The organism is Agathobaculum desmolans ATCC 43058 (assembly GCF_000701665.1).
Lineage (GTDB): Bacteria > Bacillota > Clostridia > Oscillospirales > Butyricicoccaceae > Agathobaculum > Agathobaculum desmolans.
Map to the genome: position 1 here is coordinate 60,925 of NZ_JNJN01000005.1, position 15,529 is coordinate 76,453.

The window sequence follows — 15,529 nt, forward strand, 5'->3', positions numbered from 1 at the left end:
GGGCGCGACAACCCCGGCGCGCCGAGGTCGTCACGCCCTACCTTTTGTTTGAAATTTGATATTTGGAGGAATATAAAATGGCTTTTACCGCTGCTGACGTAAAGAAGCTCCGCGAAATGACCAATGTTGGCATGATGGACTGCAAGAAGGCGCTGACCGAGTCCGACGGCGATTTTGACAAGGCTGTTGAGCTGCTTCGTGAGAAGGGCCTTGCAAAGGCTGCGAAGAAGGCAGACCGCATCGCGGCTGAGGGCGTTGTCTGCGCAACGGTTTGCGATGACTGCGGCGTAGGTGCGATCATTGAAGTCAACTCGGAGACCGACTTTGTTGCAAAGAATGCTGATTTCCAGCAGTTCGTTTCCGATCTGGCAGGTGTTGTAATGAAAGAAGCACCGGCAGACGTGGAAGCGCTTAAGACCTGCAAGATGGGTGACTTGACCGTTCAGGAAGCACTGCAGGAGAAGGTTCTTACCATCGGCGAGAATATCCAGATCCGTCGTTTCGAGCGTTTTGATGATTCCACTGTCAATGTGGCCTACAACCACATGGGCGGCGTGATCGGTGTGCTGGTTGGTCTGGAAGTTTCCGACAGCCTGAAGGGCAATGCGGCCGTTCTGGAGTTGGGCAAGGATATCGGTATGCAGGCTGCTGCTATGAATCCGTCCTTCCTTGACAAGTCGGATGTAGACGAAGCGACGCTGGCCAAGGAGAAGGAGATCCTTCTGGTGCAGGCGCTGGAAGAGAACAAGACTGCTGCGAAGCCGAAGCCGGAGCAGATCATCCACAAGATGGTAGAGGGCCGTATCGGCAAGTACTACGAGGAAAACTGCCTCTTGCAGCAGGCTTTCGTTAAGGAAAACAAGGTTTCTGTGGAGCAGCACATTGCGGCTGTTGCGAAGGAACTGGGCGGCGAGATCAAGCTGACCAAGTGCGTACGCTTTGAAAAGGGCGAAGGCATTGAGAAGAAGCAGGACGATTTTGCGGCTGAAGTTGCGTCGATGACCAAGTAAGCATCGCAACTGTAATTCCTAACTGAAAAACGCACCAATTCACCCATATAAAATGAGCAGAAAAGGCTCGGAGAGTAACGTGATGTTACCCTCCGGGTCTTTTTTTGTCCTTGTGGGAAGGACAGATAAGATGGGTGAAAGCAAAATTGCTATGAGGTAAATCATATGACACCAAAAGAACGTATCACATCGCTTATCGTATCTATGGGCTACACGGTTTCTGCCTGTTCACAAAAAACAGACTTGATAACCATACTGTTTTATCGCTCAGATCACATCTATCAACTGGAATGCTTCACTGGAGACTGGGATCGTATTTGGTTATGGGGAGCAGCACACGATGATGACTGGGATCATTCTGAAGCCGGAAGATCGGTAGGCATCCTTTTGCCGCTTAAAATGCACTCATTGGATCGTGCATCTGATGCTGATTTGCAAAGACATCTTTCTGAGGCGATATCAAAATGTGATGCTGCCCAAATTGAGCATAATTTGATTCGTGCGAACACGAGTACAGTGTTAAACATACTGCGACGCAAAGAACAGACGTTCCTTTGATGAGGAGTTTAATTATGATGCAAAAACCAATTATATATTACGACAATATGATGTCTCCGACCTATATTCGGTTAGTATCTGACCGGTTAAATCTGGATCACATTGTTTATACAGAGGCTAATGAACAACCGATAAGGTATTCCGATATATGCAGGCTGGCAGAGGCAAAGATTTTTGATAAGATATTGGTCTGCGCTTGCAAAGCCAGTCGTTCTTGTAATTCCCTGTATCTCCGGCATCCCAGAGGGAGCGTGCCGATTGGCGAGGAAATCTGTTATCTGAACGATGATTGGATCAATGTGTTCGATGTTGTTTTAGTTGATTCGAAAAACGATACGAAAGCGAAAATTGGAGAGATGGCAGGCTCTGAATAACAGCAGATACCCTGAGAGAATCATTAGACTTCTGCGGCTCCGCATGATGCTGAATGGGAACGACACGCATCTCGATGATTACTTCCAGTCCTTGAGTCCGTCTCACGTCTTTTTATGGGTCTTGGAACAGCATGGTTTGATTATTGGTTGGGACCACCAGATCAAGGACTGGATCAAGGACATCTACGGTATTGATCTTGATGAGATTGCAGAACAGTCCCAGACGAAGATTGTGACCTCAAAAGCATTTTAGTCACATTCCGGTCGCATTTCCGATATTATTCTTCCGAAATGCCTCGCTGGACTTCTATCAAAAGTGATGGAAACTCTATTGAAATGGGGGATGAACTTCATCAGAATGAGGGAAATCCATATTGAAAACGGTGAGAACTCTATCAAAATGGGGGAAAGCTGCATTGAAATGTGGCAGACCTGCAATGGAATGTGGGAAAAGCGCAGGCAAATGAGGAAATGTGAGGTTCATAGCTATGACAGCAGAAGAACTGCTGAGAAAATATCAGAAAGTGTATAGAGAGATTGTCTTCCCGGATGACGATATCAATGTGCTGCGAGAAATTTGGCGCAATCCGGCTGGATGGATGTACTCCTTCGACGGTATTCAGTGGGAGACTGCTCCCATGGATATCGCCAAGATCGACTACACCCATGCTTTGTTCCGGAAAGCCACATTTCAGAAAAGGGAATGGAGGGATTTTAAGTGAACCTGTATGGCATGACAAAGAAGAAAATCATCCATGTGATCGCAGATAACAGCCGAAATGGATGCAACGGATACTGGTACGCTGCCTGCGGCAAGTGGATCATGCCTGCCGATGTTACAGAGGCTATGCCGGAAAATGGACGGATGTGTCTGCAATGCCAGAAAAAGTGTCTCAACTGATGTTCCTCATTTGACGCCGCTCCTGAAAAAATTGAGAGTAGGGAAGTGGAAAGTTGAGAGTAGCTTTTCAAACTCTGCAATAATGTTATGCTTTTCGTAATATTCCGGTTGATCCATGATATTTTATCTGCATTTTGAGCACTGTCCATGGAAGAGCCGGTTGAGAGTACCTTGAGAGTTCATTTCAGTGCCATGCCAAGTGTGAAGAAGGCGGTTGAGCCGATGAACAGGACTTCGATACCGCAGCCCTGCACGCCGGAGTGAGTGCGTCAATGGGCTGCCAGCTAAAATGATGGAGACGCTATCAAAGGTGATGGAAACTCTATTGAAATGGATGGAAACAACATTGGAAATGGTGGAGGCTCTATCAGAATTGGACGGAACTCTATTGAGATGGGAGGAATTTGTATCAAAAGTAGGGGGAATTTTATTGGAATTGATAAATGCTCTATCAAAACCGTTGAAAACTCTATCAGAATGGGGCTGCGTTGCTATGGAATAGCCCGGTAGGGCGTGCTGGGTGTCCGCGTGGGGCGGACAATTTCGGAAACGGATGTGATGCCGTTTTATGTGGGGGAATTGGTGCGTTTTTTGTGGAGGAATAACAATCGCAACCGTTTGCAAGAAAATAGACCCGTCTGTCAAGGCGGTATCCATCGAGCTAAGGCATTATGCCTTAGCTCGATTTGTTGATTAAGCCTATGCACGCGGCGCGTGTGTATAAGCGCCGCTATTCAAAAAACAGTCCATATGTATTCCAAGGGTTGCAGCGTTGTGCGCAGCAGGCATGGAAATACATGTGGACTGTTTTGTTTTTCTTTAGTTGATTGCAAGCTGAATGACGAGCGAACAGTAGATGCTAACTGGTTGACCGGCTGACCATCATCAAAATGACTGCGCTTTTGAAAATAGAAAAGATGCATAGGGAGCAGAGTGCTTTGCATACTGCTGCACAGGCAGAGGGTTTGGTCTGCGGCTGATTTGGGGTAAAAGAAAAGCACTCCATGGGGGCGGGGTGCTCTTCTAAGGGGGTTAAGCCGCAATTCAGCAATGAGAAGAATTGGGGCTATAATTATTATAACATTTTACGGTTCTGATAACAATTATTATAACGCTAAAAAATCGTAAAGAAAACAGCATAATTGTGGGAGGATTGCCTGCAAGTCTACGTCGCTTAAGGGTGTAAAACAGCTTGGGATGCAAGCAGATATTTGGCAGGCGCACAGATGGAATTTATTTGCCTGTGTGTTGCTGCATGGATCGATAGCCGATCAAAACAGTCCAGACATAGGCAAGTGTTTTGGGGATCATCAGCATACCGACCACTGGGATCGTATCAGCCCAGAGGACGACCGGGATATAAAAACCAAAGCTTAAAACAATCGTCAGCCACATGGGACGGAACGGATCATCGACGGATTTGCGTGTGCTTCGGTAGAACAGCAGGATGATCAGCAGTCCCAAAAGAGCAAAGGGGATATTGCGGTAGATACCCCAGCGAAGCGGCGCAGATGCACTGAGCCAAGCGTTTTGTGGGCAAAGGCACAGCAGAATGCGTACAGCCGCCAATAGATATACTGCGGCTGTTACTGCATGACGGTTGCTGACTTGATAACGGGTGCGCCACACATGGTAGAGGATCACATAAAAAATCGTCATGGTGATGGATGTGACCAGTTTACCTGCACCCAATACGGCTGTATAGTCAGCCAGTCCTGTGGTGCAAAGCGCTACCGCACGCGGAACCAAATGAAAGGCATCGCCTGCACCGAGGATGATTGCCATAATGCCGAACAGGCGGTACTGCCGGTTTCCGTTGGATCGGATGACCATCGTGATACCAATGGTGATAACAGAGATCAGATATACGATGTCAAATAACGTTTCAAAAATTGCCTGCATGATAATCACTCACTTTCCTGTGGTTCGTTAATATAGTGGATGCCGAAAAGAATGCCGGCCAGCAAAAGGGCGGCGCCTAAGCCGGTGTAGAATACTGCAATAAATCGTTCCGGTGCAAGGCCGGAAGCACGCAGATAGATGCCGCCGGTTATCATCACCGCCATGATGAGGAAGGAACGGACATCAAAGAATTTAAGAAAAAACTGACGGGTTTCCATATAGCTGCGGATACGGGTCGTGTGCTTACGAACCAACCGGCCGAAGATGAAAAACTGAAATACTGCGAATACTAGTACGGATAAGAGTACATTCGGTACGCTGCAATATGCTGGATAGGCTTGTATGCCGATGCGAAGGATGTTGAAACCGGCAATGCTCCAAACCAGACAGGCAAGCAGCAAAAGGGTTCGCTTGGATACTTTCAATAGGAATACTCCTTTCTGAACATAGTTCATTATTGTGGGAAGAAAAACGGATTGGGCCGTAGGCGTATGCCGTGGTAAGGCCCATCCGTTTGCAGTCTTTATGGATAGAGGATGCGCTGCACCATGCTGATTACACAGGACGGATCATAGTCGCGTTGGATCATGGCGGCGACCATCAGGGAAAAAATGATTTTAACAAATTTCTGCGGTGTGAAATGCTCGTCAAACACGTGCCGATCCACTTGAGGATCGTTCAGCAGGGCAGTGCAAAAGCCGTCCTGAATATGATGCCAGGATTGTTTCATGCGCTGCTGTCCGGCGGCTTTATCGGCATCCATAAAGCTCATGGAATGCATTGAAAAGAAGCCGGGATACGTTTGATCCCCGCGGTGCATACAGGAAAATGCCCATTCGATACAGTCGGTAAAGCTGTGAAACGCGGTTTGTTCCTCCGGCAGATGAAAAATGTCACACCAGATGCTTTCTACGGTTGCGGCAACCAATTCGGATTTGTTGCCAAAGTAATTATAAAGGGTGCCTACGGATACTCCACAGGCCTGTGCGACTTTGCGGATATGAATGGCAGACCAGCCTTCCTGTTGGATCAGCTGGCGGCTGGTTTGCAGAATGGCATCCTTGGAGGTAACGATGTTGTTCATGGCGGCCCTCTTCCCATATAACTGAACTTTGTTCATTATAGCATGTTGATCCGAAGTGTCAATAGTATTTATGCGGAGCGATGGGGCAGAGGATGTGCGTGCTCCTTGCACTATCATTCTGCCGGTGGCTATGTTATAATGGCTATAACAATTTGCACCAGTTTGTGAGGGGGATGGCATATGGCGAGAATATCAACAAAAGAAAATAAAAATCCATATCAGGTGACGCGGGAAGCGCTCAAATTATCCCGCGAAGCCGCAGCGGCTGTGCTGGAATCCATTCCATCGGAGCGGATCGAGAAAATCGAAAATGAGCGTTCGCTCCCACATCCGGAGGAGATTCTGGTTATGGCAAATAAATATAAACATCCGGAGTTGTGCAATTATTACTGCGCTAACCAGTGTCCGATTGGGCAGCAGTATGTGCCTGAAGTGAAAATTAAGGCGTTGTCACAAATCGTTCTGGAGATGTTGGCATCATTAAATGCCATGAATAAGCAAAAGGAGCGACTGATCGAGATTACGGCAGACGGACAGATATCCGGGGATGAGATCGAGGATTTTATTTTTATTCAGCAGGAATTGGAACGCATTTCGATTACCGTGGAGACATTACAGTTATGGTCGGAGCAGATGCTGGCCAATGGTGTGATCGATGCGGAGCAGTATCAGGCTTATAAGCAAAAGCAGTTGGGGGAATGAAGCACAGAGGGTTATTTTGCTGCAATGGTGAAAATAGGGTGTCTTATTGTGCAGACATCGTGCTGTATTTTGCAAGATATTTTCGCTACAATAAAAACAGGGCAGGAGATTGCGCGGCGACAACGGAAGGTGTACAGTCCGTTGCCGGATATGCATATGATAAGAAAGGATAGGGGGATAGGATGAACGGTTATGATGAAATGCTGCGGCAGCTGCAGGAGCGGGTGGCGCGAAAAAAACAGTTGGATGCGATGATTTCCGAATTGTACGGGCAGCGCAGTATGCTTTCTCAGCGGGTGCAGGAGCTGGACACGGTTTGCAGCAAGGAAAACCTGGATGTGGAGCGGTTGGAAGGACGCAGTCTGGCGGCTTTTTTCTATCATGTTATCGGAAAAAAGGATGAGAAGTTGGATGAAGAACGCAGGGAAGCGTATGCGGCCCGCGTGAAATATGATGCGGCTGTGCGGGAGCTGCGCGGAGTGGAAACCGATCTGCAGCGCTGTGAAACTGAGCGGAGCCGCTTGGCGGGGTGTGAGCAGCAGTATCAATCGGTGATGCAGGATAAGGCACAGGCGGTGAAGGACAGCGGCGGCGCGGCAGCAGAGGCGCTTTTGCATCTGGAGGAACGTGTGGCGTTTTTGACCAGTCAGGAGCGGGAATTGCAGGAAGCGATCGCTGCGGGAAACAGCGCATTGAAAACTGCTAAACAGATATTGTCCAGTTTGGACAGCGCAGGAGGCTGGAGCACTTGGGATATGCTTGGTGGCGGTGTGATTGCGGATTTGGCAAAACACAGCCATTTGGATGAAGCACAGGGAAACATAGAGTTTTTACAGTCCCAACTGCGCAGATTCAAAACTGAACTGGCGGATGTGACGATCCACATGGACGCCCAGGTCAGTGTAGAGGGATTTCTGCGATTTGCAGATTACTTTTTTGATGGCATTTTTGCCGACTGGGCGGTAATGAATCGCATCAACCAGTCACAGGAGCAGGTGCAGGCAACCTGTTATCAAATCCAGACCGTTCTGCAGCAGCTGGATCAGATGATTCAAACGGTGACCGAGGAACGCACAGCGCTTACAGCAGAACATGAGAGATTGATTCGGCAGGCGGATATTGATCCGGTATAGGGGAAAGCACAGTGGCCGTACATATGATATGGAACAGAAGGAGGAGTAAGAATGTACACGATTAAGAATTTTACGGATAATGATGATATCAAGGTGTTGGACAGCTTGGGTGCTTTTACGGTAGTCGAGTATCAGCGGGATCTGAGCGTATCTCCTGATGATGCGCAGCTGGCGTATTTCTGCAATGAGATGAACGTGCGTAAACGCCAAGTGATTTGTGATGTATCCAAAGCAAGTATTACCACGCAGGCTGGCGCCATGCAGTGGATGGTGGGCGATGTCAATACGACGACCGGTGTGAAGGGCGTAGGGGATCTGTTTGGAAAAGCGCTGCGGGGCAGCGTGACCGGTGAATCGGCCATTAAGCCGGAGTACACTGGTCGCGGCATGCTGGTATTGGAGCCTACTTATCGTCATATTTTGCTGCTGGATGTTGCGGCATGGGATGGGTCGATCGTGCTGGATGACGGCCTGTTTCTGGCGTGTGAGTCTACGTTGCGGCACAAGGCGGTGGCGCGCTCCAATCTGTCCTCGGCTGCGTTGGGAAACGAGGGTCTGTTTAATCTGGGTATTCAGGGAAGCGGTGTGCTGTGTTTGGAATCGGCTTGTCCGAAGGAAGAACTGGTGGAGGTCACGCTGCAAGACGATGTGCTTAAAATTGATGGGAATATGGCGATTGCGTGGAGCGGTTCGCTGCGCTTTACGGTGGAGCGATCGGGCAAAAGCCTGATTGGATCAGCAGCTTCCGGCGAGGGACTGGTAAATGTTTATCGTGGTACGGGCAAGGTGCTGCTGGCACCGGTGCTGCAGGGGGCAGTTTAACCGGTGTCAGGGCGAAATGTATCGTGACAACTGGGGGCAGAGGAGCCGTTTGCTTGAAACGGTTCCAAACATAAAAGACAGGAGATGAGAATATGTTTACCTTGCTGGCTGTGTTGGTATTCCTTTGGCTGGCTGTGAAGGTGGTGGGACTGGCGCTGAAACTGACATGGGGAACAGCTAAAATTCTGGCATCGATTTTGTTTGCGGTCGCACTTCCGCTTTTGATCGGAGGAGTGCTGTTCGCGGGCGGAATACTGCTTGTGGTACCGGTTATATTGATTGGTGCGGCACTGGGAATTTTAAAATGGTGTGTATCGTGATATAATCAAAAACCGCAGTGCATTCGACCGGAATGGACTGCGGTTTTGCTGCAAAGGAGCGGGAATATATAATGCAGAACAGACAAATTCAGACCGGTGCATTTTACCGGCATTTCAAGGACAAGCTGTATCAGGTGTTACATCTGGCGGTGCACAGCGAAACCGGGGAAACGCTGGTGATCTATCAGGCTATGTACGGCAGCTTTGCGGTGTATGCCCGGCCGCTGGAGATGTTTCTTTCCGAGGTAGACCATGAAAAGTATCCTGAAGTGCGACAGCAATACCGGTTTGAACAGGTGGTTTGGGATGGCAGCAGATTTACATCGGTGGTTGAGTGAAAAACGGAGTAAAAATCAGAATCCCATCAAATGGAAAGTCCGCACCGGCCGGATACAGGCTGGTGCGGACTTTGCTGTGTGATCTTATTTGGAGCGCTTGAGCACTTCCAGCAGGAAGTTCCATACACGCTGTACAGATGAGATTACCATATGCTCACGCGGGGTATGGATGTCCAGCAGATCAGGGCCGATCGAAACACAGTCCAACCCGGGGATCTTACCGGCAAACATACCACATTCCAGTCCGGCATGGATCGCTTCGATTTTCGGCGGCTTGCCGTACTGCTCTTCATATACCTGTACCATCAGGTCGCGCAGCGGGGAGTGCTCCTGATACTGCCAGCCGGTGTATTCACCGGCGAATTCCACATGACCCCCAAGCTGTTCCATCAGGCAGGAAAGGCGGTCCTTGAGCATGTCCTTCTGGGAGTCGAACGAGCTGCGCAGGCAGAAGGAGGCACGGAACTGATCTTCCTCCGTAGCAACGATGCCGAGATTGAGCGAGGTTTGTACCAGCCCCGGGATTTCAGCGCTCATCGCTTGAATACCGCCCGGCAGGCAGGCCAGCATGCAAAGCACCTTGCGTGTCGTCTCCGCATCCAAGGGAGCGGTTTGCTGCGAGGATGCCGCTGCTGCTGTGACCGAAAGCGCGGGATCGGTGCTGCGGTACTCATTCTGCAGGGTGGTGTTCATTTCCGCAACAGCGGAAAGCGCGGACTGTGCATCCGCTGCAAGAATCGTCGCATGCGCTTCAACAGGGATCGCATTATCTTTCAGTCCGCCGTTGACGCACTGGATCCGTATGTCGGTGTACGCTGCAATATGGCGCAGTACACGGCCCATCAAAACATTGGCGTTGGCGCGGCCGCGATGGATTTCCGTACCGGAGTGGCCGCCGATCAGGCCGCTGACAGTGACTTCAACCGGTTCTCCGTTATACGGCATGCGGGCAATCGGCAGCAGGCAGGCACTGGTATTGCCGCCGGCACAGCTGACGGTGAAAATACCTTCCACCTCGGAATCGATATTGATCATCGTGCGCCCCTGCAGCGGGCTGACATCGATTACCGCTGCACCCAGCAGTCCGATCTCTTCATCCGTAGTGAAAACGGCTTCGATGCGGGGGTGGGGAAGATCCTCCGCTTCCAGTATGGCCAGTGCCATGGCAACTGCGATGCCGTCATCGCTGCCCAAGGTAGTGCCCTTGGCATAAACAGTGTCACCATCCACAACCAGATCCAACCCTTCGCGGGTCATATCCTTGCTGCAGTCGGCGGTCTTTTCACAAACCATATCCAAATGGCCTTGCAGGATGATCGGAGCGGCCTGCTCATAGCCGGGCGAAGCCGGTTTGATGATGATAACGTTATTGGCATCGTCCTGATGGTATTCCAGTCCGCGGCGGCGGGCAAAGTCAACGCACCAGTCGCTGATGGCCTTGGTATTGCGTGAACCGTGCGGAATTGCGCACATCTCTTCAAAAAAGGAAAATACGCGCTTCGGTTCTAAGGCTTGCAAAACTTTCATATTGGGTCATACTCCTTGCTGCAATCAAATGAATAACTGTGGAAAAGTTAGGGTTTTAAGCGATAACGCTTGGCATCAGCCGCTTCGATAAGCTGCTGCTCCTGCATAAAGGTAATAAGCTGCCGGCTGAATGCGGCGGGATCCTGTATCGATGCACGGTTGCGCGACCAGAACATGCTGGCCTTGATATCGCGGATCTGACGGGCGACCTCCGGCAGGTCGATGGTTTCGTGTGTTTTCAGGTATTTGCGGATGCGTGCAGCGCCTTTGCCGAGCAGGATTCGCTGCAGATCCTCCGGCTGTGTAACGCTTTTTTTCAGCCCCCAGACATAGAGCAGCGCCGTGACCAGAGCAAATAATATGATTCCCAGAATGATCGTGCCGGTATTCATGCCTTCACCTTATCTTTCCCTGCAAACAGCACAAAGCGGTTGTTGTGAAGGATCTGCATATACTTTACCAACCGGTCATACAGCGGTTCCGCAGCTTCGCCAAACTGTGATTTCATCTGCTGTGCCAACGCGCCCACACTTTGCACGCCGTCGATCTTTTTCCAGAGGAAGCTGCCGTATTCATCCAGCTTGATGTGGCTGACGCGCGGCGTATGGAACACCTTCTGCGCCAGTTTATCATAAAATCCCCGATGGACCATATGAATGGTAACAATGCCGTCCTCGCCCTCGTCCCACGTATTCTGCGGGTTGATGAGCGGAACAAAGTCCAGATAGTTTTCTTTCTGCTTCTTTGCCATAGTAAACTCCTATACTTGCTTAAACCGGGCTGTATAACAAAGTATACAGCCCGGTCGTCGGTTTCGCAATCGTTTTTTAATTTTTCTTTTTGCTGTCCTTGGTTGCAAAGAGATAAATGGTGAGCAGGATCAGGGCAAAGAAGATCAAACCGCCGATTTTGCCGAGATTGAAGCGGGTGCTGAGGTTGATCACATCGCTGACATACATTTCAGCGCCGGCCGGGATGATCGCCAGAACCGCCAGCAGAATACCGACGATACCCTCACCGGCAATCAGACCGGAGGAGTACAGAACACCGGACTGTACCACAGTGTTCTTCTCCTTGTCCGAGCCGTACTTGCGCTTTTCCAGATACCAGCGTACAGCGCCGCCGAGCATCATCGGAACGGACAGGTAAATAGGCAGATACAGGCCGATGGCAAACGGCAGAACCGGAATGCCGAGCACTTCGACAACAATGGCAATGAATACGCCGGTCAGCACGAGGTTCCACGGCAGGTTGCCGCCCATAACGCCCTCTACGATCATCTTCATCAGCATAGCCTGCGGTGCCGGCAGGTCGTTGGAGCCGTAGCCGCCCCAAGCCATGCTCAGCAGGTACAGGATACCGCCGATGGCAATGGCCGAAACCGCAACGCCGATCAGTTCACCGATCTGCTGCTTGCGCGGGGTCGCGCCAACGAGGAAGCCGGTCTTCAGGTCCTGAGAGGTGTCACCGGCAATCGCAGCGATGATGCAGATGATGCCGCCGATTACGATTGCAGCGGTCATGCCTTCCGCACCCTCGGTGCCGGTGCCCTTGAGCAGCAGCGTTGCAATCAGCAGGGTAGCGATCGCCATGCCGGATACCGGGTTGTTGGACGAACCGATCAGGCCGACCATACGGGAGGATACTGTGGCAAAGAAGAAACCGAATACAATAACGATCAGCGCAGTGAACAGATTGAGCGGGATAGCCGGGATCAGCCACAGGGCAACCGCCAGCGCCAGAATGCCGATCAGCACAATGTTCATCGGGATATCCTGCTCGGTGCGCAGGCTGCTGGTCGTGCGTCCCTTGCCGTAGTCGCCCAGCGCATCCTTAAAGGTGCGGACGATCAGCGGCAGGGATTTGATCAGGCTCATCACACCGCCGGCAGCAACTGCGCCCGCGCCGATATAGCGCAGGAAGCTGCCCCACAGGCTGGATACGCCGCCTTCTGCAATCAGCTCGTTGATGGTTGCGGTGGCGGGGAAAAGCACGAGATCGCCGCCGAACAGCGCCATCAAAGGCATAATAACAAACCAGCCGAGCACGCCGCCTGCGAACAGATACGAGGATACGCGCGGACCGCAGATGTAACCGACACCTGCCAGCGCGGGCAATACATCAATGCCGATACCCGAACCCTTGTAGGCAGGAATATCATAGGTCACTTCACTCGGGAAAATCTTGAAACCGTCTGCGATAAACTTGTAAAGGGCTGCAATGCCGAGACCGGAGAATACGGTCGAGGCTTTTGCACCGCCTTCTTCACCGGCAATAAGCACTTCTGCACAGGCCTGTCCTTCCGGATAGGCGAGCACGCCATGCTCCTTGACGATCAGCGCCGAACGCAGCGGGATCATCATCAGTACGCCCAGCACGCCGCCGCACAGCGCGATCAGGCCGATCTCAATCAGCGACGGAACATCACACAGGCCGTCCTTCGCCCACATGAACAGGGCAGGCAGGGTGAAGATTGCACCGGCCGCTACGGATTCGCCCGCAGAACCGATGGTCTGCACCATGTTGTTCTCCAAAATGGATTCACGCTTCATGATCGCGCGAATGATACCCATTGAGATAACGGCTGCCGGGATGGAGGCAGATACCGTCATACCAACGCGTAAACCCAGATACGCGTTTGCTCCGCCGAAAATGACTGCCAGAAGTGCGCCCAGCAGCACGGATACCACCGTGAACTCAGGCATGACTTTGTCGGCCGGAACATAAGGTTGGAATTTTTTCTCTTCCACAATATTCGTTCCTTTCACTCTTTTTACCATGCAGTTCGGCAGGAGGGAGAATTCCGTGAACGATCCATGCACAGTACTCTTTATTTTACCGAAAATAGACGGTTGCGTCAAGTATAAATCCCCCTGTTTTTGAGTATATAGCACAAAATACACAAAAATCGTGCATCAACTGCCATAAATACGACCTTTGATACTGTATCATAGTGCAGTGTTTGCGGGAAAACAGGAAAAAACTTCAATACATGGACAGTAAAAGGAAGACCGCCCACAGAGAAACTGTGGACGGTCTGTCAGTGGGATAGGATAAAAAATGAGCGTATCAAATAGGTATCAGCCGATGCCGCCGAGCACGGCGCCTGCGATCAGTGCAAAGATGCACAGCGGTACATACACCCACTTGCCAAACGGATGGAACCAGCCGCCGATCTGCTTTTTGCTGCCCTCGTTGACGGCATCCAATGCAGTCTTTTTCTTGAGCACCCAGAAGAACATAATACCGGCCAGCGCTGCGCCAAACGGGCAGATGTAAATGGATACCATATCCATCCACTGAGAGGTCCAAGGCTGAATCATCAAAGCGATTGCAAGGCCAACTGCATGAATGATGATAACAGAGGGCAGACGGCCCAGCTTGAATTTCTCCTGCAGGAAGGCGACGGGGGTCTCATACAGGTTGATGATCGAAGTCGTACCGGCAAACAGTACGGCGATGAAGAAGAAAGCGCCGATGATCCAGCCGAAGCCGCCCATACCGTTGAACACGCCGGGAAGTGCAACAAACATCAGGCCGGGGCCGCCGGACTCCACCAGACTGCCGGTGGTGGCCATGGCAGGGATAATAACGAACATGGCCACCAGAGCGGCGAGTGTATCAAAAATTGCTACGTTGCGGGCAGAGGAGGAAATTTCTACATCCTTACCCAGATACGAGCCGTAAATGACCGAACCATTACCGGCAACAGACAGAGAGAAGAATGCCTGACCGAAAGCAAATACCCAAACCTCGGGATTGAGCAGCCCCTTCGGATCCAGCGAGAAGATGAATTTATAGCCATCGCTTGCGCCCGGCAGGAACGCAATGTAAACCGCCATTACGAGGAACAGACCGAACAGCAGCGGGATCATGATTTTGCAGGCCTTTTCGATACCGCCCGCAACACCCAGCGCCATAATGACAACCGATACAACGACGGCCACAATGATCCAAGATGCGTTGCCAATGCCGAAAATACCATTTTGGAACATCATGCCGACAGCCTCGCCCAAAGTTTCAGCTTCCGGGGCGACCGAGCCGAATGCGCCGCCGATTTTATCCATGTCCTGACCAAGACCGAACAGTTCGCCGGTGATGCTCATTTTAGTGTACTTAAAAATCCAGCCCATTACGACCGAGTAGCCGATCGCAAGGCCCATCGAGCCGATGACCGGCAGTGCGCCGATCACTTCGCCGAAGGTTTTTTTGCCGGTGCGTTCCTCCATGGCTTTGCCGAATGAGCCGACAGGACCGGCGCCGCCCCAGCGGCCAAGCGAAAATTCTTCCATAACGCCGGACATGCCAATCAATACGACGAATAGGAAGTACGGCAGCAGAAACGTCATGCCGCCGTATGACGCCACCATATACGGGAAGCGCCAGATGTTGGCCATACCGACCGCAGAGCCGATACAGGCTAAAATAAAGCCCCATTTGCTCTTAAATCCATCACGATTTTGCTCATTGTTTTCTTTCATGCGATTACACCCCTTTACATGGATCAAACAGCGCCCGCAGAAAATATGAAATTGTCTGCGGGCGCTGCCGTTCACTTTTCACCCCTGCGCACTTTCCGCGCGGCGCAGGTTACGCAAGATTGTCGATAGTATAGTCAGTCAGGAACCTGATCTCAGATCTGGTCAGCGGACGGAGCATACGGCTCGAGGAAGGCATGGAAGTGACGCATCGGCAGCTTGTGGCCCCAAACGATGCGCATGTTCGGGATCGTTGCACGATCCTTGTACAGCTGTGCAACAGCAGCGATAACGTAATCCAGATGCTCCTTGGTCAGGCGGCTGCGGTCGATCGCGAAGCGAACAACATTTGCCAGCTCAGCCTGCTGCTCGGGAGTCTT

General features: G+C 51.1%; 18 protein-coding genes and 1 pseudogene. 10 read left to right on the forward strand and 9 right to left on the reverse strand.

The window, feature by feature from the left end; translation table 11 throughout:
* Positions 1 to 77 precede the first annotated feature (77 nt).
* The 5 genes from tsf (at position 78) to T363_RS0102725 (ending at position 2,843) form a co-directional block, all read left to right on the forward strand.
* Entirely contained in the window at positions 78 to 1,010 is a 933-nt protein-coding gene (gene tsf, locus T363_RS0102700) for a translation elongation factor Ts (protein ID WP_031473002.1), read from the forward strand.
* A gap of 165 nt (positions 1,011 to 1,175) precedes the next feature.
* Entirely contained in the window at positions 1,176 to 1,568 is a 393-nt protein-coding gene (locus T363_RS0102705; protein WP_031473004.1) for a hypothetical protein, read from the forward strand.
* 14 nt (positions 1,569 to 1,582) lie between these two features.
* Complete coding sequence (locus tag T363_RS0102710) at positions 1,583 to 1,942, forward strand: hypothetical protein (RefSeq protein ID WP_031473006.1); 360 nt, start codon at positions 1,583 to 1,585, stop codon at positions 1,940 to 1,942.
* A gap of 488 nt (positions 1,943 to 2,430) precedes the next feature.
* Positions 2,431 to 2,664: a hypothetical protein gene (locus T363_RS0102720; protein WP_031473010.1), complete on the forward strand. Its 234-nt coding sequence runs from the start codon at positions 2,431 to 2,433 to the stop codon at positions 2,662 to 2,664.
* Positions 2,661 to 2,843 (forward strand): hypothetical protein, encoded by a 183-nt coding sequence (locus T363_RS0102725; protein WP_031473012.1) that lies wholly within the window; start codon positions 2,661 to 2,663, stop codon positions 2,841 to 2,843. The genes T363_RS0102720 and T363_RS0102725 overlap by 4 nt, the downstream gene beginning before the upstream one ends.
* Positions 2,844 to 4,076: 1,233 nt before the next feature.
* On the opposite strand, the gene T363_RS0102735 is transcribed toward T363_RS0102725, so the two are convergent.
* From T363_RS0102735 to T363_RS0102745, 3 genes are all read right to left on the reverse strand, one after another.
* Positions 4,077 to 4,745: a hypothetical protein gene (locus tag T363_RS0102735; protein WP_031473015.1), complete on the reverse strand. Its 669-nt coding sequence runs from the start codon at positions 4,743 to 4,745 to the stop codon at positions 4,077 to 4,079.
* A gap of 5 nt (positions 4,746 to 4,750) precedes the next feature.
* Complete coding sequence (locus tag T363_RS0102740) at positions 4,751 to 5,170, reverse strand: hypothetical protein (protein WP_031473017.1); 420 nt, start codon at positions 5,168 to 5,170, stop codon at positions 4,751 to 4,753.
* A 98-nt stretch (positions 5,171 to 5,268) separates the two neighbouring features.
* On the reverse strand, positions 5,269 to 5,829 hold the full coding sequence (locus T363_RS0102745; protein WP_031473019.1) for a TetR/AcrR family transcriptional regulator: 561 nt from the start codon (positions 5,827 to 5,829) through the stop codon (positions 5,269 to 5,271).
* A gap of 180 nt (positions 5,830 to 6,009) precedes the next feature.
* Between T363_RS0102745 and T363_RS0102750 the strand changes: the two genes are divergently transcribed.
* From T363_RS0102750 to T363_RS14365, 5 genes are all read left to right on the forward strand, one after another.
* Positions 6,010 to 6,531: a helix-turn-helix domain-containing protein gene (locus tag T363_RS0102750; protein ID WP_031473021.1), complete on the forward strand. Its 522-nt coding sequence runs from the start codon at positions 6,010 to 6,012 to the stop codon at positions 6,529 to 6,531.
* Positions 6,532 to 6,713: 182 nt separating this feature from the next.
* Positions 6,714 to 7,664 (forward strand): hypothetical protein, encoded by a 951-nt coding sequence (locus tag T363_RS0102755; protein WP_031473023.1) that lies wholly within the window; start codon positions 6,714 to 6,716, stop codon positions 7,662 to 7,664.
* Between the two features lie 51 nt (positions 7,665 to 7,715).
* Positions 7,716 to 8,486: an AIM24 family protein gene (locus tag T363_RS0102760; protein ID WP_031473025.1), complete on the forward strand. Its 771-nt coding sequence runs from the start codon at positions 7,716 to 7,718 to the stop codon at positions 8,484 to 8,486.
* A 92-nt stretch (positions 8,487 to 8,578) separates the two neighbouring features.
* Positions 8,579 to 8,806 (forward strand): hypothetical protein, encoded by a 228-nt coding sequence (locus tag T363_RS0102765; protein ID WP_031473027.1) that lies wholly within the window; start codon positions 8,579 to 8,581, stop codon positions 8,804 to 8,806.
* A 71-nt stretch (positions 8,807 to 8,877) separates the two neighbouring features.
* Positions 8,878 to 9,144, forward strand: a complete 267-nt coding sequence (locus T363_RS14365; RefSeq protein WP_078096878.1) for a DUF1653 domain-containing protein — start codon at positions 8,878 to 8,880, stop codon at positions 9,142 to 9,144.
* 84 nt (positions 9,145 to 9,228) lie between these two features.
* Here the strand turns inward: T363_RS14365 and T363_RS0102775 are convergent, their stop codons facing one another.
* From T363_RS0102775 to T363_RS0102800, 6 genes and pseudogenes are all read right to left on the reverse strand, one after another.
* Entirely contained in the window at positions 9,229 to 10,671 is a 1,443-nt protein-coding gene (locus tag T363_RS0102775) for an aminoacyl-histidine dipeptidase (RefSeq protein ID WP_031473029.1), read from the reverse strand.
* 47 nt (positions 10,672 to 10,718) lie between these two features.
* On the reverse strand, positions 10,719 to 11,063 hold the full coding sequence (locus tag T363_RS0102780; protein ID WP_031473031.1) for a hypothetical protein: 345 nt from the start codon (positions 11,061 to 11,063) through the stop codon (positions 10,719 to 10,721).
* Complete coding sequence (locus T363_RS0102785) at positions 11,060 to 11,422, reverse strand: PqqD family protein (RefSeq protein ID WP_031473033.1); 363 nt, start codon at positions 11,420 to 11,422, stop codon at positions 11,060 to 11,062. Before T363_RS0102785 ends, T363_RS0102780 begins: the two co-directional genes overlap by 4 nt.
* A 76-nt stretch (positions 11,423 to 11,498) precedes the next feature.
* Entirely contained in the window at positions 11,499 to 13,451 is a 1,953-nt protein-coding gene (locus T363_RS0102790; protein WP_031473035.1) for an OPT family oligopeptide transporter, read from the reverse strand.
* A 300-nt stretch (positions 13,452 to 13,751) separates the two neighbouring features.
* Positions 13,752 to 15,152: a sodium-dependent transporter gene (locus T363_RS0102795; protein WP_031473037.1), complete on the reverse strand. Its 1,401-nt coding sequence runs from the start codon at positions 15,150 to 15,152 to the stop codon at positions 13,752 to 13,754.
* Between the two features lie 152 nt (positions 15,153 to 15,304).
* Positions 15,305 to 15,529, reverse strand: a pseudogene (locus T363_RS0102800) (tryptophanase); the annotation flags it as partial.